This is a genomic window from Brumimicrobium sp. (assembly GCA_023957385.1).
Lineage (GTDB): Bacteria > Bacteroidota > Bacteroidia > Flavobacteriales_D > Crocinitomicaceae > Brumimicrobium.
On sequence record JAMLGZ010000001.1, the window covers coordinates 1,699,080 to 1,718,609 of the forward strand.

Below are 19,530 nucleotides of genomic sequence, written 5' to 3' on the forward strand. Positions count from 1 at the left end.
AAAACCGTAACGGGATAGGTATGTCTTATCGGTAACATATTGTAAAAATAAACGATATGAATGAATGGGGTTTATTCTTTTCAGAGCCCAAAAAAGCAATTAAAAACGCTTTTTCATCATCGAAATATTATTCGAGAGAATACCATGCCCATAGCTCCTAAAACCATCTCAAGCTCAATTATTACTCAGGCTTCGTTCAACTTCATTGTATCATCAATTTTCTTTATTTTAGCTTTATTGGCTTCATTTTCAAAAAAATGGGGATGGGTATTTTTTGTTCCTGATTTTATGTATATTTGAAAGAAAAATAACGATACAATCGTATAGAGTTATAGGAAACTCTGAATAAACACTAATAACTAATAATACAATATTTTCAACATAGATTTAATAAAAACAAACTTGTTTTTTTATTTTTTTGGTTAAATGAAAAAAACAATGTAAATTAGCTATGTATTTTATTGTTTAATTTAATTTTTTTATTATGGAAGCAACAAATTCTAAAATTAATTTATCCTTTATGGATGAGAATATGAATCCATTTATAACAAAAAGAGTGGTTATTTCTAATGGTGATACAATTCTAGAATATAGGAATGTAAATAAGATTATAGCTGAAATTCCTTCTAATTCAAGTATAAGAGTTGTTTGGACATCAGGCGGTTATGACACTATGGAGCAAATTCCTTTAAACTTAGAACCAAATAAGAAATATGATTTTATATTTCACTGCTTGGATCGTTCAAAAGTAGTTGAGCAGACAACTCCTTACATTATTTTTGAGGAAAAAGATGCAGAAGCGAAATTAAAGTGGAAATGGGATGCGGAAAACAAACATTTGACAGGGAATATTGACGCTAAGGAAGGAAAAATAGTTGACATTGGAGTATGGGTTGACATTAATTTGACCAATAGACCAAATTCAGCAACAATAAGTTCTACCACTACAGCCGCTTCATTGGATTGGTCTATATGTTTTCCCCCAAATGTTAACTTAACAGGAAGCTTTGGTAGTTCCAGTAGTTTGTATCCAGGCAAGTTTGATTATAAATTTGAGCAAATTAATGACTCTCTGCAATTAGCAGGTATTAGAAAAGCAAATTATAAAGAGCATATAATTGACACTTTCAACAAGGAGCCGTTTCAATCTGAGTTAAGAGCTATCAATGGTGATTTAATTCAATCAAATTATTATTGGCCTCAATACGCAATAAAAGAAGGGCTTTATCATATTAAGCCAGCTAATTTGCCTGATGATTTTATTCCTCTTTCTCTACCGCTTAAAGTAGAGCTAGATAAAGTTAGTCTATACGAGTACTACCCACCAAATGTTAATGATATTCAGGCTTATCAATTTTCAATTCTCGCTGAATATTATCACACTCGGGCAACAGTTTTTTCAATTATTCATAATCAAGAAAATAAAATAATTGAAGCTTTTACATCCCCAACAGGTGATCAGCAATACTCAAATGGATATTTTGGAGTATTTACATTGCCAGCAAATAAAAAATTAGAAGTTCTGTCATATGTTGATCCTGATGGAAACAAACATAATCTTTCTGAAGATATTGACTACATAGTAGAAACAAAAAATAACTTAAATTTTATTAGTGTTCGTATTCCAATTGATTCGGTTACAGTTTGTCTTCAATATAACTAAAAATCAACCTAAATTCATCCAACGTTTGAATATTAAAATAAATACGAGGCGTTGGATGAATTTATTAATCGTATCAAAATGAATAGAAATTTATTAACTTCGTTAATTGTTATTACGATAATATTAGTGTGTAGCTTTCTTCTAGAATACTCTAGTTTTATTTGGATTGTTATTATTATAATAAATTTATTATTTATATTATCGATATCAATTGTATGGATAGTCAAAAGAAAAAACATATCAAAAAAAATTAAGGCATCTTTGGTTTTAATTTGTTTCTTATTATTAGGGGTTTTTATTAATACATTACTGCCTTATAAAAATCTTAATCCTTTAAATGATAGCTCTCTTTCCATAACAACAAAAATTAAATTATTGTATAACACAGACCAATCGGACAGGAAATATTTAAAATCATATGTTTTTAAAAAATATGGCGACATCGTTAATAAAAGAGATATAAGAAGATTAGAAACAGCTAAAAAATACTTTTCCAAATATGAAAATGGTGAATTAAATCTAAATAATCAAGAGAAATTCTATTTAGCAATGATTTTTCATCATGGTCAAAAAACAAGTGATTTCAAAATAGCTTATCAATTAGCGTCTGAAGTTGTTGATTCCAAAGAAGAAATCAAAAATGCTACTTGGCTAAAAAAAGCAACTTATGACCGTCTTTTAATCTCACAAGGTCATTCGCAAAAATATGGTACACAACGCTAAAAATCCTATATCTTATTTAATTTTTGAAATAGAGCTTCCTATAACAAGCGGTTTGAACGCAAGGCGAGATAATTGCTTCGATTGAACATTTTCGAAAAGAAAAAAGTATTATCTTCGTATCAACATTTGTCGATAAATCCGCCCTGCGTCAAGCCGCCAAACCGTTGTAGGCAAGCCAGACGAACAGAGTAGATGAAGATTTTTGACAGAAATGTATTTTTATTTTTTTGCCAACGCACGGGAAAACAATTTTTGCCAACGCTCAAATGGCACATTTGGTTTTTTCAACACACAAGCCAAACGCAAAAAACCAAAAGAGCCATTTTTTTGCCAATACTATTGCATTAAATGAGCTTTTTTTATCTCATTTAATGAGATGAGATTAATAAATTAAGTTATTTTTGTAACAGATGAAATACTAGATAACAATTAAAATGAACCGAATAAAAGTGGTTTTAAAAGAAAAAGGAATTAAACAAGTTTGGCTCGCCAAAAAACTTGGCAAAAGCTACAATATGATAAACTCATATGCGCAAAACAGAAGACAACCAAGCATTGAGGACTTATACAAAATAGCTGAACTTTTAAACGTTGATGCGAGAGATTTGTTAATGAAAAGTTCAAAAACGAATGATTAAAAAGAAATTAAAATTTATAGATTTATTTGCAGGTCTTGGTGGTTTTCACAAAGCATTACACGAACTTGGACACGAGTGTGTATTTGCAAGTGAACTTGATATAACCTTAAGAAGTGTTTATAAACAAAATTGGGGTATTGAAGCACAGGGAGATATAAAAAAAATAGTTGATAATGAAATTGAATCTATTCCCGAACACGATATCTTGTGTGCTGGATTTCCTTGCCAACCCTTTTCAAAAGCAGGTAAGCAATTAGGAAGAGAAGATGACAGAGGGACATTATTCGATGAAATAATTAAAATCCTTAATTTTAGAAAGCCAAATTATTTCATCTTAGAAAACGTTCCCTTTATAAAACAACACGATAATGAAGAGACGTGGAAATATATGCAAGACGAACTCTCATCATTGGGTTATGAAGTAAATTACCAAATTTATTCTCCTCAAGATTTTGGAGTACCACAACACAGAAAGAGAATTTTTATTGTAGGTTCATTAAATGGATTAGACCATTTCTCATTTGATGATATTGACAAACAAAAGTCTCCATTAATAGATATTCATCAATTCGTAGAAGAAGAACCAGCTGTATTTAAAGAACTACCTAAACCCAATCAGGAATTTTTAAAACTTTGGCAAACATTTATTGACCAAATACCAAAAGACACCAAATTACCAGGCTTTCCAATTTGGGGAATGGAGTTTGGAGCAACATATCCTTATGATAAATCGTACCCTTTAAAATTATCTGCAAAAAATCTTGGTAAATACAAAGGGAATTTTGGAGTTAGTTTGGATGGAATGTCAAAAGCAGAACAGAGAGCCAATTTGCCAAGTTATTCAAGAGTTGAAAAAGCTTTTCCTAATTGGAAAAGGAATTATATTAGACAAAATAGAGAGTTCTACGAAGAAAACAAAAAACACATACAGAAAGTAATTTCTGAAATAGCAAAAAGTCCATCCCAGAGTTGGCAAAAATTGGAATGGAATGTTGGTGATGGAGAAAGAAAAATAGAAAATTATATTATACAATTCAGAGCATCTGGCATACGAGTAAAAAAAGCCGACTTTTTCCCGTCACTCGTTTGTACAAATACACAAATCCCGATTATTGGCTGGCAAAATCGTTATATAACTAGAGAAGAAGGACTAAGATTACAATCCCTAGAAGGCATTCAACTACCCGAAAACGATAATGCAGCTTTTAGAGCTTTGGGAAATGCCGTTAATTCTAAAATAGTCAGATTAATTGCTGAAAAACTAATTCAAAATCCATCTGATTTTATTAGTACTGAAACTAAAGTAAAAACACTTAATGGAGTAATCATTAACTCTCAAAATAAAAAAGACTTGGTATATGAAGGAACTAAATAATGTAAGCATTAGACCAGGTGTAACAATCCTTTCAGTTTTAAAACACCTTAACTATAAATCGTATTATGCTTTAGCTGAGTTTGTAGATAATGCAATTGATAGTTATTTAAAAAATGAAGATGAGTTAAAAGAGATTGAAGGAGAAAATTTTAGATTAAGAGTTGATATTGAATTCGACAACCATAACAATCGTATTCAAATAAAAGACAACGCTGCTGGTATTCATTCCAGAGATTATCAGAGAGCTTTTAGAGCGGCAGAATTACCTCCTGATAATTCCAGATTATCTGAATTTGGTATGGGTATGAAATCAGCCGCTTGTTGGTTTTCCAATAAATGGCAGGTCAAATCAAAAGCTTTAAGTGAAGAAATAGAACGTACAGTAGTTTTTGATATTTCAAAAATTGTAGAGGATAAGATTGAAGAATTGCAAATTGAAATCAACAATGCTAATCCTAATTCTCATTATACCGTAATAACTCTTTATGATGTGGATGAAAAAATGCCTATAAGGAGAGGGTTAGGTAAAGTAAAAAGGCATTTGGCAAGTATTTATAGGGACTTCTTTAGGAAAGAAATACTTGATCTATATATTAACGGAGAAAAACTAACCTATACTTCACCACAAATTTTAAACGTACCATATTATGAAACACCAGACGGTGAAAACATCTATTGGAAACAAGAAGTTGATTTTGATTTTGGTAATGATAGAAATGGAGGAAAACTAAGGGCTAAAGGATTTATTGCCATTATGGAAACAATGTCTGTTAGTGATAGTGGATTTGCGTTATTTAGACGAGGAAGAGTGATTGAAGGAAGTGCAGATAATGATGAAGGTTTTAGACCACCTGCCCTATCTGGCTCTTTAGGAAGCCATAGATATAAAAGGCTCTTTGGGGAACTACATCTCGAAGGGTTTAAAGTAAGTCATACAAAAGACGGTTTTCAATGGGACGATAATATGGAAGCCTTTTTAGAAATATTAAAAGAAGAATTAGAAGGAACTGATTCAATTCCTATTTTAAAACAAGCCGACAGATACAGGGTTAGGGAAAGTGCAAAAAACTATCAAAAAGTCTCAAAAAAGGTAGTTGACAATACTACTAATAAAATTCAAAATAACATATCCCAAGATGTTCAAAATGTTATTTCTAGACCAATTTCAAATGTAGTTGAAGAGCCAACTTTAGAGGAAGTTTCTAAATCCTATTACAAAAAATTTCCATTAAATATTTCGAATATTGATTATATGGTTCATATAGAGTTGTCTTATGATGAAGCAATTGATGAGCTAATCCAAGTCGGAGACCACTTAATACCTGAAAGCACACCAAATTTCAAGAATATAGGTGTAAGATTATCACTTATTCATCCATTTATGGTGGAATTTGCAGGAGATGACTATAAAGTTATAGAACCTCTTTTAAGAATGGTAGTAGCGTTAGGTTTGTCTGAAATAATCGTCAAAAAATCTGGCGCACCAATAACAGAATTAAGAAATAATATGAATGAGCTTTTGCTCGGTTCGCTATCAAAACTATAAAGTATGTCAGAAATCGAAAACATCAATATAATGTCTAACGCTACAAATAATAACAATTGGACACCTCAATATGGAGAGGAAACGGAAAAACTTTTAAATAAGGTTTTCAACAACGACGTAGAATCAAAAGATAAAGTTAGGAAAGAAGCATATGAGATAATGAAATTATGTGGTAATCCAGACCTACCAACAAATGATGACACAGGGTTAGTTTTCGGATATGTGCAAAGTGGAAAAACATTATCTTTTACTGCATTAACAGCTTTAGCAAGAGACAACAATTATCAAATTGTAATTATTTTGGCTGGTATTTCAACAAATTTAGTTGACCAATCCTATAATAGACTACAAAATGATTTAGGAATAAATCAAGGTTTTCATAGAAAATGGGTAATGCTCAATAATCCCAAAGATCCTAGTCGAAATCCACAAGATAAAAATACAATCGACAGAGAACTTCAAAATTGGAGAAAACCTAATACCCCTGCTGATTTCAAGAAAACTCTCCTAATTACTGTAATGAAAAACACTAGTCATCTCAGAAATTTACTCGCTGTGCTTAGACGTATTGATTTAACACACGTTCCTACTTTAATAATTGATGATGAAGGTGACCAAGCTAGTATGAATACGAAGGCGAGTTCCAATGCTAAGAGAGCAAAAGAAACCGGAGTTCATACAGAACAAGAAATGAGCACAATATATAGTAGAATAAGAGATTTGAAAAACATTTTACCTCACCATACTTTTATTCAATACACTGCTACACCTCAAGCCCCCTTATTCATAAATATTTTAGACAACCTTTCCCCTAATTTTATTCAATTACTAACTCCAGGAGAGAAATATACGGGAGGACGGGAATTTTGTTTAGAAAATCACTTTATATTAAGAGAGATTCCTTACTCCGAAATTTACAATGAAGACAATATTTTTGATGAAGCTCCTGAAAGTTTAAAAGAAGCGATGCGAATATTTTTTCTAAGTGTTACTTCGGGTTATTTGATGGGAGATAAAAAAGGAAATCCCAAAAACCGCTCGATGATGGTTCACCCCTCTCGTTTAGTTGATGACCACGGCATTTATTATGAATGGGTTACACTTATTAAAAACGAATGGGGGAAAGTCCTATTGGAACGACCAAATAATGATGAAACAAAACAACAATATATTTCAGAGTTCAGGGAAGCTTATAAAGATTTAAAAGCAAATGCTCCTGAAGTACAACCCTTTGATGAACTTTTAGAAGTATTAGGACATAATATTAATAATACAGCAGTTGAACAGTTGAATTCCCAAGCTGGCAGTTCAGTTGACTGGGGCAGTAACTACTCTTTTATACTTGTTGGAGGACAGGCAATGGATAGAGGTTTTACTGTAGAGGGGTTAACCATTACTTATATGCCACGAAATAAGGGAGTAGGAAATGCAGACACTTTACAACAGAGAGCGAGATTTTTTGGTTATAAAAGAGACTATCTTGGGCATTGTCGGGTCTATCTTGATGCTGAAAATATTCATATGTTTAGTGAATATGTAAACCACGAAGAAGATATTCGTAAAAAATTATTAGAACACAAACTTTCTGGGCAACACTTAGACGAGTTAGAAAGAAGATTTGTCTTAGATGAGATGTTTAAATTAACTCGCAAAAATGTATTATCAGAGGATCTAACAAGAACCACTTTTGGTAACAAATGGGTTAGAATAAGGGCACCTCACGACAGTGAAATTATTATTAAAAACAACAGAGAGGTTGTGGATGATTTCATTAAAAAACACAGAGATTTATTTAGTGAGGATTCTGGACATAATGCTCGAACTGAAGAGCAAAAGAATCTTATAGCAAAACTTCCATTAAAAGAATTATTTACAGACTTATTACAACTTTTAAAATTTACAAGACAAACAGACTCCACTACTTATACAAACTTAAAATCTGTTATTGATTTATATACAGATGAATTTCCACCAGAAGATAGTTTTGTGTATATAATGTCAAAAGGAAACTCAAGAGTACGAAAGCTAACTAAAAAAGATGAAATTCAGCAATTATTCCAAGGTAAGAACCCGAGAACTGGAGAAGTGATTTACCCCGGAGATGAAAAAATAAAATCTAATGATTTTGTTACTGTTCAAATCCATAATTTAGATTTTAGAGATACTGACTATAAAAACATCATCACAATTGCAGTATGGATACCTGCACGTCTTTCACAGTCATTAATTTCAAAGGAGAATGCTTGATTTAAAGAAAATATACGACAAACTTCCCTTGCCAAAGTCAAATAATATTAATAGTTTCTCTGCAATAACCATTAAGGGATTTGATAATCATAGAATTGCCAAAGATTCCAATGACAATCCAAGTCTTTTGATTTTTATTTCAGAAGATAACCAAGATTTTTTTGTAGCTAATCAAAATTTATTTAACATTCAGATTACTCACAATGTGAAATGTGAAATTGAAGCAGAGAACAAAATAATTCACAATAACTTTTCAGTAGCATCATACATTGGACAAAGTGAAAGTGTTAAAGATATATTTCTCAAAACTTGTCAAGTACTAATCAGTTCTTTAGGGCAAAATCCAACGAATAAAAAGATCAAAAAAACAGTAGATAAATTCATTGAACTTTTTAAATCGTTTAACGAACCACCCAAAAAATCAATTCAAGGTTTATGGTGCGAATTATTTCTAATAAACCTATCCGATAATCCCGAAAAATTAATTATCGGATGGCACAGTATTCCCGAAGAGAAATTTGATTTTAGTTTTGAAAAATTACAAATAGAAGTAAAAAGTTCAACGGGAAAATCCAGAACACACCATTTTAGTTCAGGTCAATTAAACCCAATTAAGAATACTGATATAATCATTACCTCTGTACTTGTAAATTCAAGTCCATCAGGAATGGGAATAATTGATCTCATTCGAAAAATTGAAAGAAAATTAGAAACTTTTCCTAAGCAAAAAGAAAAATTACATTTATTAGTTTATTCAACAATAGGTACAGATATAGAAAGAGTTAATGATATCAAATTTAATTATGATTTTTCAAAACAATCACTACGTTTCTATAAATCAGAGGAAATTCCACAAATTGAATTTAACAATATTCCAAAGGAGGTTTCAAATGTTAAATTTGAAAGTAACCTATTGAACTCAAAACATCTTGAAACAGATATAGATAGCATATTAAACATCTATTTAGCTGACGTAAAAAAATAATAGTATGCAAGAAAATAAATCTCAAATAATCATTTATCAAACCGAAAATGGAGAAACAAAATTAGATGTTCGTTTCCAAGACGAAACCGTTTGGTTGACGCAAAAGATGATGGCGGAATTGTTTCAGACAACTTCTCAAAACATAACAATTCATCTAAAAAACATCTTCGAAGAAGGTGAATTAGAGGAAAGTTCAACTTGTAAGGATTTCTTACAAGTTCAAAAAGAAGGTAATAGAGAAGTCAAAAGAAACCAAAAGTTTTACAACCTTGATGCCATCATTTCAGTAGGATATAGAATTAAATCTCACATTGCCACAAAATTTAGGCAATGGGCAACACATCAATTAAGAGATTATATCGTAAAAGGCTTTGTCTTAGATGATGAACGGTTAAAAAATCCAGATTTACCATTCGATTATTTTGAGGAACTAGAAAGGCGAATACAAGATATTCGTACCTCAGAAAAACGCTTTTATCGCAAAATTACCGACATATATGCAACAAGTGTAGATTATGACCCTACGCTTGATATTAGCATAGAATTTTTCAAGACAGTTCAGAACAAACTGCATTGGGCTATCACTGGTCAAACAGCAGCCGAAATTATCAACAGCAGAGCAGATAGTGCAAAACAGAATATGGGACTAACAAATTGGCGTGGTAATAAAATTAGAAAATCAGATGTTTCTATTGCTAAAAACTATTTAAATGAAAATGAATTATCTGCTTTAAATAATTTGGTTGAGCAATATTTAATTTTTGCACAAGGTCAAGCACAACGAAGAATCCCAATGTATATGAAAGATTGGATTGATAAATTAAATGGATTCCTTCAACTAAATGACCGAGAAATATTAACGAACGCAGGTAGTATTTCTCACGAATTAGGAAAAGCAAATGCAGAATTAGAATATGACAAGTTTAAACAGCAACAACAAAAGATGATAGGAGAAAGTGATTTTGATAAAATAATTAAAAAAATTGACAATAAATCGAAATAACCAACACACAGCAAGCACATTAGCAATTCGCACAAGCCAACGCACAAACCAAAAATTGCAAAAGAGCTTGCTTCCCTACCCGATAAAAAATTGATTTTCCCCTTTCTAAAAAAATAAAAAATACGGGGAATCGTAAAAATAAAAATATAGCGTTGAATGATGGCGAGCCTACAACAAGTGGTTTGCCAAAAGTGGCAATCATCTCTTCGTTTTAAAGATTATTGTTAAATTTGAAGTGTGTGCTTCGTTTCAAAGTTGGTTCTGAAAATGCCACCTTCGGCAAGCCCCAGCCCGTTATGGGCAAGGCTAAAACCGACAAAACAACGACAAACAGAATTTATAAATGGGGTCTTTTTCACAAATAACTTTTGCAGACTATCCAGTTTTTGACAACAAGAATTGGTATTACCCTGAAATTGTAAATGCACTTTTTCTGCCAGAAGACTTTATTAGTGAAAAAAGAAAATATTCAACAAGAAATCGTTTGGTTTGGGGAGATGCATATGAAAACGAAAAAGGGACTTTTGAATTTAAAGGTTATAGACAAACGGTTAAGGTTTGCAGAGACCGTTTAGAAATTTTTGGAGCATCTTTTAAAAAGGCAAAGAAGGATTTTCAACAAGCAAAAAAAATATCACGACAAGAAGGATTTTACAATTTTACTCTAAGTAGCATAACATACAACCAATATTTAGCTGAAATCAAAAGCATCATTGACTCTAAGGAAATTACCTATGACCAACTTAATGTAAATTTTAGAGAAAGTTTGACATCGGGAGAATTAGGTGTATATGGTTTCTCATTGGATAGCCATTTACATTCAATTCTCAGCGTTTTGTCTGACAATGATTTTGTTGAGTACGACTTGACTGATGTAATTAATGGCGGTTGGGTATATGAAGACCAGGCAAAAAACGTTGACTCTGAAAAAATAATCATACTAACAGAAGGTAAATCGGATGTTGAATTTATCTCTAAAAGCATTGAAAAACTATATCCGCATTTGAAGGATTATTATCACTTTATAGACTTTGACGAGTACAAGGTGGAAAGCAGTGCATCTGCATTGGTAAAATTAATAACATCTTTTTCAGCGGCAAATGTAAAGCATCCCATAATTGCTCTATTTGACAATGACACAGCAGGTCTTAAAGAGATGAAAAAATTGACTCCTAAGAAAGTTCCAGCAAACATTAAAATTTTAAAGTATCCAGACATCTCTATTGCAAAAAAATATCCAACAGTTGGACCAACAGGTAAAAAGAAAATGAATGTTAATGGTCTTGCTTGCTCAATTGAAATGTATTTTGGAGCTGATGTTCTAACAAGAAACAACGAACTCATTCCAATCCAATGGAAAGGCTTTGAAGAAAAAGAAAAGAAGTACCAAGGTGAAATTGCGGATAAAAACTATGTTCAAGAAACTTTTAGAAAGAAATTAAAAAAGACAGAAGTGACTGAAATTGAAGAATTAAACAAATTGCTGAATGAGATATTTAACGCATATAAATAGAAGCCCAGCCCATAACAAACGGTTTGCCAAAAGCGGCAATAATTGCCTCGATTCGAAGATTTATGTTAAGTTTGTAGTTCTTGCTTCGGGCGAACATTTTGCGTTAAAATGCCGCCTTCGGCAAGCCGAAAACCGTTGAACTAAACCGACCAAGTCGGTAATTCCCAAAACATTCCATAACTTTTAGATTTCATTTTAAAAATCAAAAAGTTATGGAGAATAAATTTTCCCCAGCCATAGCGCTGTTAAAACGAGAAATGGAGATTCGCAATTACAGCGATTGCTCTGTGAGAAGCTACTGTGAGACTATGCAGGTCTTCGAGTCGTATGCAAACAAGACCTTGGATAAACTGACCAGCGAGGATTTGAAACAATACTTGCATCATTTAGTAAAGTCAAAAAAAGTTTCACCATCTTATATCAATCAAAAGATTAGTGCGTTTAAAATCTACACCGAAGATGTGTTAAAAAAAGAATGGGAACCCATTGCAATAAAACGTCCTAGATTGCCGCGAGAACTACCCGAAATTATTTCCTTGGAAGAAGTTAAATTGATGATTGAGCGTACTCAAAACATCAAACATCGGGTGATGATTATGACCATGTACACGGCAGGATTGCGCAAAATGGAATTATTGCAGTTAAAACCGAAGGACATTGACTCAGAAAACGGTTTTATTATCGTGCGTCAAGGTAAAGGAAAGAAAGACCGAAGAACGATTCTTTCAAAGCAAACCCTAGAGGAATTACGCTATTATTACAAGTGTTTTAGACCAAAAGTTTACTTGTTTGAACCAAATGGGCATCCAGGGAAGAAGATGAGTGTCCGAACTTTTGATAAAGTAATTCATGATGCTGCACAAAGAGCGGGCATCAAAAGAAGAGTAACCCCTCATTTGCTACGACATAGTTTTGCTACCCATCTCTTGGACAAAGGAATTAACCTAAAGATTATTCAATCTTTTATGGGGCATAGTTCTATCCGAACTACTTCGATTTACCTGCATCTTTCAAATGCTAGCTTAAAAAACATTGTCTCACCTTTTGATGATCTTCGCTTATGAAAACAAAGCAAAATAAACGACAAAAAGTAGAGTTGTCCGATATTTTTAGTGAAGTACTCAACAAAGGACTGAATCTGAATGACTTGCATCCTTTTCAAGAAAAAGCATTTCAGGCTATTTTAGCTTGTCGAACAGTAAAACTAGGAGGACATGTTGCAGAGTGCAATCACTGTCATCATTACAGAAACGCCTACAACTCATGTAGAGACAGACATTGCCCGAAGTGTCAAATGACACGAAAAATACAGTGGGTGGATAAACTGAAAAGCAATTTACCAGAAGTGAAGCATTTTCATTTGGTTTTTACCATTCCAGAATCACTCAACAAGTTGTTTTACATCAATCAGCGCATTGCTTATGATAGTTTGTTTAAGGCTGCCAGTCAAGCACTTATGCAATGCGGAGAAAACAACGAGTATCTTGGTGCTAAAATGGGAGGCGTAGCAGTGCTACACACCTGGGGACAAACTATGTCCTACCACCCACACATTCACATGATTGTTCCCTCGGGAGGTTTAACAGAAGACGGCTTTGAATGGGTGCCATCCCATAAAAAGTTCTTTCTGCCAGTGAAAGTTTTAAGTGCTATTTTTCGAGGACTATTGATGAAAACGTTAGAAAAAGAGTATGCTATCGGCAAATTAAAGCTGCCGGATGATATTCAAAATTTTAAGCAAATTAAAGATACTTGTTATCAGAAAAAGTGGGTTGTTTACAGTGAAAAACCTTTTACTACTCCTGATAACATCATCAAATATCTTGGCAATTACACACATCGAGTTGCGATTTCCAATCAACGAATTATCAGTCATAAAAATGGGAAAGTCACTTTTTATTACAAAAACTACAAGAAAGCAGGACTTAAAAGTGTAATGACATTGGATGAATCAGAATTTGTCCGACGATTTTTACAGCACATTCTGCCTTCAGGTCTTTGCAAGGTAAGGTACATTGGTTTTTTAGCTTTGCGACATCTAAAAGAAAACGTAGAGTTATGTGCCACCATAAACAAAAGTGAACGTTTCTTTCCGAAGTATGAAGGCTTAAATGCCTATGAGGTATATCGAGAAATCAAACAGCAAGATCCTTTGCTATGCCCGAAGTGTAAGAAGGGGCACATGGTCATTCGAAAGCCGATAGAAAGGGCGCCTTCGTGACAGTATATTTAGTGAAACGCTCTTTGACTCAAGATAGTTTTTTTTTTAAAACGGGACAAAACCGTAACGGGATAGGTATGTCTTATCGGTAACATATTGTAAAAATAAACGATATGAATGAATGGGGTTTATTCTTTTCAGAGCCCAAAAAAGCAATTAAAAACGCTTTTTCATCATCGAAATATTATTCGAGAGAATACCATGCCCATAGCTCCTAAAACCATCTCAAGCTCAATTATTACTCAGGCTTCGTTCAACTTCATTGTATCATCAATTTTCTTTATTTTAGCTTTATTGGCTTCATTTTCAAAAAAATGGGGATGGGTATTTTTTGTTCCTAATTTTATGTAAATTTGAAAGAAAAATAACGATACAATCGTATAGAGTTATGAGAGAGTTAAAACCAACACTTCGTAACGGATTCAGGCAAGGACGTGAACCACCGTTACATTATTTAAACAGTCAAATTCGAGGTCAATTTCTGACTTCGAGTAATCAATCATTTTATCAAAAATTTAAAATGGAGTTCAGAAACCATTTTAAAAAACGGAGCGGAATCCGAAAAGCTAACGAGTAGGAAAATTTTAAATTTTAAGGAAATGAAAAAAAAAGTATTATTAGGGATGATTACAGCATTATTTCTTGTTAGTTGTGGAAATAAATATGACAAAATAACTTTTAATTCGGAAAATAATGAGTACGAGTTATTAATAAACACAAAAAGCAATAATTCAATCGACATTGATGAAATTAAATTTTCAATTGGTAAAAGCATTAAAGACTCTCTAAAACTTTCAGACAGTAGAATTCTAGAAATTGCAAATAAAGGTATAGAAAATGCAGATGCCAAGATAAAGCACAAAATGACTTATCAATATCCAAAAATCGCAAGTATATACTTCGTTCCCAACAACAATGATATTGAAGTTTTTTTTATGGGTAGTGCAGAAAACTCTTATGGAGTTAGGGATAAAGTTATGTCTTTTGTTTGTTTCGATAAAAATGGCGAAATCATAATCGATGATAATGATTTACCACTAGTTAGATAGTACAATTTTCTGAACTGATGATAGAAGAAAAAGACACATTAGAAAAGGAAACAATAGAGAAGTTAAATTATCTATCGACAAAATCAAAGGAGTTATTAGATAGACAAATATCTACCTATAGAACTCATCATTTTAAAGCAGGTATAGTCATTTCAATATTATCAATTTTTACGCCTTTATTTATAAGTAATACAAAAGTGGAAAATTGTATTTTAAATTATTTAATTATTTGCTCATTAATATCGGTTCTTCTATCGATTATTTTAATGGTTAAAATTTTAAAGTCAGAAAAACTGGATCAAGGGTTTAATCCAAATCAACTTGATTCTCTTGTAAATAAAGATTTTAAAGACATAATATTATTTGAAATAGGAGCTAAACGAGAATCCTTTGTTGCTAACGCTAAAAAAGTTAGTAAACAAAATAAAATATTTAACATTGGTTTGAATTTAGCTGTATTAGGAATCATATTGTCGATTGTGTCAATTATTATATCAAAAATGATTTGAATTATGAATAAGAAACAAAATACAAAGCAAAATGTCAAAAAGACTACTGAAAAATTAATTATACCTAAAGTATCAAAAGATAAAAGGATACAATTGGATGAGGATAAAAAGCCGAAAGACAAAGGAAAATAACCCTCTCATAACATGCTATTACTCGCAAGCCGAAATAACTACTTCGATTAACATTTATCTTTAGAAAAAAGTCTTATCTTCGTATCTAAGTTTAATGCTAAAAGTCGGCCAGCGAGTAGTAGCTTCCCGTTACAGGCAATGTGGGGCGACAGTACATTACAACATTTTTATTAATCGAAAAATGAACAGAATAACAATCATTTTCGCAATTCTTTCCTTGATTACAAGCGGATGTCATTACCGCATACTTTCTTCATCCTGGTCCAATCATGGACAGTTCTACCCGCCGATACTTAGTGAACAAACTTACAAAGTATATCAACAACCGACACCATTTGACTATGTTGAGATTCTTTACTTGGGAGAAGATTCAACTTTTGTCCAAATAGTAGCAGGACAGTTGAACTTAGATCCGATCAAAGGAACATATGAAATTAAACATGGAAGACTCATTTTTCAACCTGATAATAGCGACCGAAATAAAGTCAACACAGTTTATTTTGATAAGACAGAAATTCAAGACAGCATTATGTTCACCGCATTTTCAACTTGGGACTATCAAATCCCTATTGAAATGATAACATTCGAATATCCAGACTCGACAATTCATGAGAATTTCTTTTTCGCTGGCGATACAGTTCGATTATTATTCCCGAGAAATTTTGACACTATTAAAGTCTATTCAACTTATTTAGACAATAGGCCAGTTCACATTACATCTAATATGCTCAGAGATAATAATTTAGTAAGTATTTATTTTGGCATGAGTTACCCTGACAGCTATAGGATAGATGACAATGAGAAATGGAGATTCTCAATAAATAAGAACAAACTGAGACATCAAACATTTTCTATGTTCAGAAAACGACACCCGTACTATTATCAAGGAGAAATCGAAATAAAAAAAGATTTATGATTTAGAAAAGAAACACTGCCTGTAACAGCATCTAAGAAAACATGGGGCGCAATCAGGTAGCGAGACATTTTGTACTTTGGTTCAAACATTTTCCCGGCCGAGAGCGATGCGGTGTTAAAATGCCCCACGTTTCTTAGCTGCGAAACGTTAGAGGCAATTAACGATTTAATAATAAATAAAAACAAATAATAATGTTAGATAAAACAAACAAATTTTTAGCGGTTATACTTTTAATATCCATTCCTTTATTTAGCTTTTGCCAAGAGGAAAATACTAACAAAGAAATTGAAAAGATAGTTGAAGTTCCTGAAATGAATAAAGCTAATCTTTATAGTAATGCTCTTTCATTTTTTGCAAATAACTTTAAATCTGCAAATGATGTTATTCAGATGAAAGACGAAACATCTGGAAAAGTTATTGGAAAAGGAATTGTAAAAAACGGCAATGCTAATAGAAATATTAAAATAGCAATTGATGTTAAAGATAATAAATATCGATATACGATAACTATTGAGCCTTTCATCGAATTAAAAAAAGTTGAATTAGAAGATATTAATAAAATTGGTTCTGTAAAAGGAAAAACATTTATAAGATACGGTTATGTTAATGGAGCTTTAACTATCGATAAAGATAATTCTTATATTGAATGTATTGGTCAATTCAGTTGTAACGGAGAAAAATATTATTACTCTGGTAAAAATGAAATATTAGGATTATCAAAAAAAGCAAAAGAAGAATGGCAACAAAGTGTAGATAATAAAATATCTGAAGTAATAAATGAATTAGAAATAAACCCTACAAACAAAGAGGATTCGGAGTTAATTAATTTAATTAAAAACCTTGAAAATGAAATGTCAAAAAAGGATGATTGGTAAAAACTAATAACTTTAAATCTATATTAATATGTGGTTCAAAAAAAATAAAAAAATAGATTTATCTTCAAATAACAGCAATGTTAATGGGTCAATTAAAGATATATATGGTGATGATTACGATAGTTTAACATTTGCTACAGAAAGATTGATTGAAGCGACTAATTTGTTATTTACAAACAAAAAGAAAGAAGCGCTTAAATTGTTATTAAGTAACTTTAAGCTACTTGAAGAAAATAAAGAAAACTTAGGTTATCAGACATTTCTTAGAGATGTTCCTGTCGTTGTAAACCTCTTTGCTGAACTTAAACAGAAACCAAAGGGTCGAGAATTTTTAGAAACTATTATTAAGAGCTATCCTAATGATGAAAGGGTAGGAAAATGGGAGAAGTTGTTTAAAAAATATTTACAAGAGGATAATGAATGAATCTCATTGTTTAGAAATGATTATAATGCCTCTAACCTGTCGTTTTGCGTCAGGCGGGTTAATTGCTTCGATTTAACATTTTTCGTAAGAAAAAATTTTTATCTTCGTACTAATATTTAACGCTAAAATCCGCCCGAACGCAAAGCGCCGACCGTTATGCACAAGCAAATTTAACAATTAAAAATTTGTATTTTATGAAAATAATTCGTAATATTTGAAAAATAAACATAAAAAAACGAACATTATGGGACGTATTTGGAATGGCGAGAATGCCAAATTAAAACTAGATGAGCTTTATGTTCTTTCCGATGGTGAGAGAATAAAGCAAGCACAGATGATTCGAACTGACCTGAAAGCATGGGCGCTGGAAAACTTCTGTTTCTCTGATTTACAAAAAAGATGTTTAGAAAGTATTTCTGAAACTTATCTTGAAGAAGTCGGACAAATGATAGCAAGAGCTATCGAAAAAAGGTATCCTATAGAACTTGCTGTTACTGATGACACTTTGCCAGTAGCACAAAGAGTTAGAAAAGGCGGTGTAGATGTGGGATGGTCTAAGGATGGTGGATTTTATATTAGAATCTGGTTTGAATGGTAATTAATTTTAATTAAAGCACAACAATCTCAAAATTGTTGTACTTTTTTATTTGAATAATCATGAAATATTTTATATCTTTTACCCTACTAATATTTACTTATTCTTTGAGTTTTAGTCAAAATAAGTATAAAACAAGTTTTGAAACTAACAATGATACAACACTGATTATTTTAAAAGTAAATTTAGATGGTAATAACTATCGTTTTATTTTTGATACAGGTGCACAAATTAGTGTCATTTTCAATCAAAGTAATATTGACTTATCAAAATCAAGAACCGTGAAGGCTATTGACGTGTATGGTAAATCTTCTGATGTTTCTATAATTAGAAAAAAAATCACTATACCTTCGATTAAGGCAGCAAATAAAGGTTATTGTCTAATTATGAATAATAAGCCTGCTTTTATGGATTATCTGAATATTGACGGTATTATTGGCGCTGATTTAATAAACAAATATGATTGGAAAATTGACTTAAAGAAATTGGAAGTAATCCGTATAGATAAAAAGGATAAACCTAATTCTGATAGCTTATTTACCATCCCCACTCATTACGAAAATGAACGCACTAGAGTAATTGATACTTATGTAATAAATAATGGAGATACTTCTTCTTACACTATTGACACAGGTGCAAGTTTAATTATAGCAACCTATAAACCTGATTCTTTAATCAAAACCAACCAAGCAAATATACTTCAATCATACACCTATAATTTCACTATAACAAGTAGTTATCTTGAAGATACTTCATATATTAGCATGGAAAATATTAAAATAGGGGATCTTAATATTGAAGAAATTCCATTTTCAAATCGACGTAAAATAGGTACTCATAACACTATTGGCTTGTCTTTTTTCAAACCCTTTGGAGAGTTTTATATTTTAAATTCTAATAATATTGTTCTAACTCCAAAAGTAGAAAAATATCAATATTATTTCCCGAACTTCAAAATAATTAACGGTACAATAATGTCTCAATATCAAAAGATTAATGAACCAATATCTCCTTCTTATTTAGGAAAAAAAATTAATGAGTCAGACGAATTCAAAGTTACAGACATAAACGTTCCAATAACTAAATACAGATAATAAGCCAGTGCATAACAAGTCA

The 19,530-nt window shown here is 31.7% G+C and carries 20 protein-coding genes; all 20 read left to right on the forward strand.

The window, feature by feature from the left end; all coding sequences use genetic code 11:
- Window positions 1-60: 60 nt before the first annotated feature.
- The 20 genes from M9897_07475 to M9897_07570 all read left to right on the forward strand — a co-directional run bounded on the left by M9897_07475 (window position 61) and on the right by M9897_07570 (window position 19,508).
- A complete protein-coding gene (locus M9897_07475) occupies window positions 61-300 on the forward strand; it encodes a hypothetical protein (protein MCO5268718.1) in 240 nt (79 codons plus the stop codon).
- Window positions 301-484: 184 nt separating this feature from the next.
- Window positions 485-1,663 carry a hypothetical protein gene (locus tag M9897_07480; protein MCO5268719.1) on the forward strand — a complete coding sequence of 393 codons (1,179 nt, stop codon included), beginning with the start codon at window positions 485-487 and terminating at the stop codon, window positions 1,661-1,663.
- Between the two features lie 51 nt (window positions 1,664-1,714).
- Window positions 1,715-2,386, forward strand: coding sequence for a hypothetical protein (locus M9897_07485; protein ID MCO5268720.1), 672 nt, complete (start codon window positions 1,715-1,717; stop codon window positions 2,384-2,386).
- A 434-nt stretch (window positions 2,387-2,820) separates the two neighbouring features.
- Entirely contained in the window at window positions 2,821-3,024 is a 204-nt protein-coding gene (locus M9897_07490; protein ID MCO5268721.1) for a helix-turn-helix transcriptional regulator, read from the forward strand.
- A complete protein-coding gene (gene dcm, locus M9897_07495) occupies window positions 3,017-4,399 on the forward strand; it encodes a DNA (cytosine-5-)-methyltransferase (GenBank protein MCO5268722.1) in 1,383 nt (460 codons plus the stop codon). The genes M9897_07490 and dcm overlap by 8 nt, the downstream gene beginning before the upstream one ends.
- Window positions 4,383-5,945 carry an ATP-binding protein gene (locus tag M9897_07500; protein ID MCO5268723.1) on the forward strand — a complete coding sequence of 521 codons (1,563 nt, stop codon included), beginning with the start codon at window positions 4,383-4,385 and terminating at the stop codon, window positions 5,943-5,945. The genes dcm and M9897_07500 overlap by 17 nt, the downstream gene beginning before the upstream one ends.
- A 3-nt stretch (window positions 5,946-5,948) precedes the next feature.
- A complete protein-coding gene (locus M9897_07505; GenBank protein ID MCO5268724.1) occupies window positions 5,949-8,192 on the forward strand; it encodes a Z1 domain-containing protein in 2,244 nt (747 codons plus the stop codon).
- Window positions 8,185-9,177: a PD-(D/E)XK motif protein gene (locus M9897_07510; protein ID MCO5268725.1), complete on the forward strand. Its 993-nt coding sequence runs from the start codon at window positions 8,185-8,187 to the stop codon at window positions 9,175-9,177. Before M9897_07505 ends, M9897_07510 begins: the two co-directional genes overlap by 8 nt.
- 4 nt (window positions 9,178-9,181) lie before the next feature.
- Window positions 9,182-10,180 carry a virulence RhuM family protein gene (locus M9897_07515; protein MCO5268726.1) on the forward strand — a complete coding sequence of 333 codons (999 nt, stop codon included), beginning with the start codon at window positions 9,182-9,184 and terminating at the stop codon, window positions 10,178-10,180.
- A gap of 343 nt (window positions 10,181-10,523) precedes the next feature.
- Window positions 10,524-11,693, forward strand: a complete 1,170-nt coding sequence (locus M9897_07520; protein ID MCO5268727.1) for a HEPN/Toprim-associated domain-containing protein — start codon at window positions 10,524-10,526, stop codon at window positions 11,691-11,693.
- Window positions 11,694-11,905: 212 nt separating this feature from the next.
- On the forward strand, window positions 11,906-12,757 hold the full coding sequence (locus M9897_07525) for a site-specific integrase (GenBank protein MCO5268728.1): 852 nt from the start codon (window positions 11,906-11,908) through the stop codon (window positions 12,755-12,757).
- Window positions 12,754-13,914 (forward strand): IS91 family transposase, encoded by a 1,161-nt coding sequence (locus M9897_07530; GenBank protein ID MCO5268729.1) that lies wholly within the window; start codon window positions 12,754-12,756, stop codon window positions 13,912-13,914. Before M9897_07525 ends, M9897_07530 begins: the two co-directional genes overlap by 4 nt.
- A gap of 117 nt (window positions 13,915-14,031) precedes the next feature.
- Window positions 14,032-14,265 (forward strand): hypothetical protein, encoded by a 234-nt coding sequence (locus M9897_07535; protein ID MCO5268730.1) that lies wholly within the window; start codon window positions 14,032-14,034, stop codon window positions 14,263-14,265.
- 248 nt (window positions 14,266-14,513) lie between these two features.
- Window positions 14,514-14,963, forward strand: a complete 450-nt coding sequence (locus M9897_07540; GenBank protein ID MCO5268731.1) for a hypothetical protein — start codon at window positions 14,514-14,516, stop codon at window positions 14,961-14,963.
- A gap of 17 nt (window positions 14,964-14,980) precedes the next feature.
- Window positions 14,981-15,472, forward strand: a complete 492-nt coding sequence (locus tag M9897_07545) for a hypothetical protein (protein MCO5268732.1) — start codon at window positions 14,981-14,983, stop codon at window positions 15,470-15,472.
- 313 nt (window positions 15,473-15,785) lie between these two features.
- Window positions 15,786-16,520: a hypothetical protein gene (locus tag M9897_07550; GenBank protein MCO5268733.1), complete on the forward strand. Its 735-nt coding sequence runs from the start codon at window positions 15,786-15,788 to the stop codon at window positions 16,518-16,520.
- 191 nt (window positions 16,521-16,711) lie between these two features.
- Window positions 16,712-17,395: a DUF4468 domain-containing protein gene (locus M9897_07555; GenBank protein MCO5268734.1), complete on the forward strand. Its 684-nt coding sequence runs from the start codon at window positions 16,712-16,714 to the stop codon at window positions 17,393-17,395.
- A 28-nt stretch (window positions 17,396-17,423) separates the two neighbouring features.
- Window positions 17,424-17,819: a hypothetical protein gene (locus M9897_07560; GenBank protein ID MCO5268735.1), complete on the forward strand. Its 396-nt coding sequence runs from the start codon at window positions 17,424-17,426 to the stop codon at window positions 17,817-17,819.
- A gap of 244 nt (window positions 17,820-18,063) precedes the next feature.
- Window positions 18,064-18,417: a hypothetical protein gene (locus M9897_07565; GenBank protein ID MCO5268736.1), complete on the forward strand. Its 354-nt coding sequence runs from the start codon at window positions 18,064-18,066 to the stop codon at window positions 18,415-18,417.
- Window positions 18,418-18,476: 59 nt separating this feature from the next.
- Window positions 18,477-19,508 carry an aspartyl protease family protein gene (locus M9897_07570; GenBank protein ID MCO5268737.1) on the forward strand — a complete coding sequence of 344 codons (1,032 nt, stop codon included), beginning with the start codon at window positions 18,477-18,479 and terminating at the stop codon, window positions 19,506-19,508.
- The last annotated feature ends 22 nt before the right edge of the window (window positions 19,509-19,530 follow it).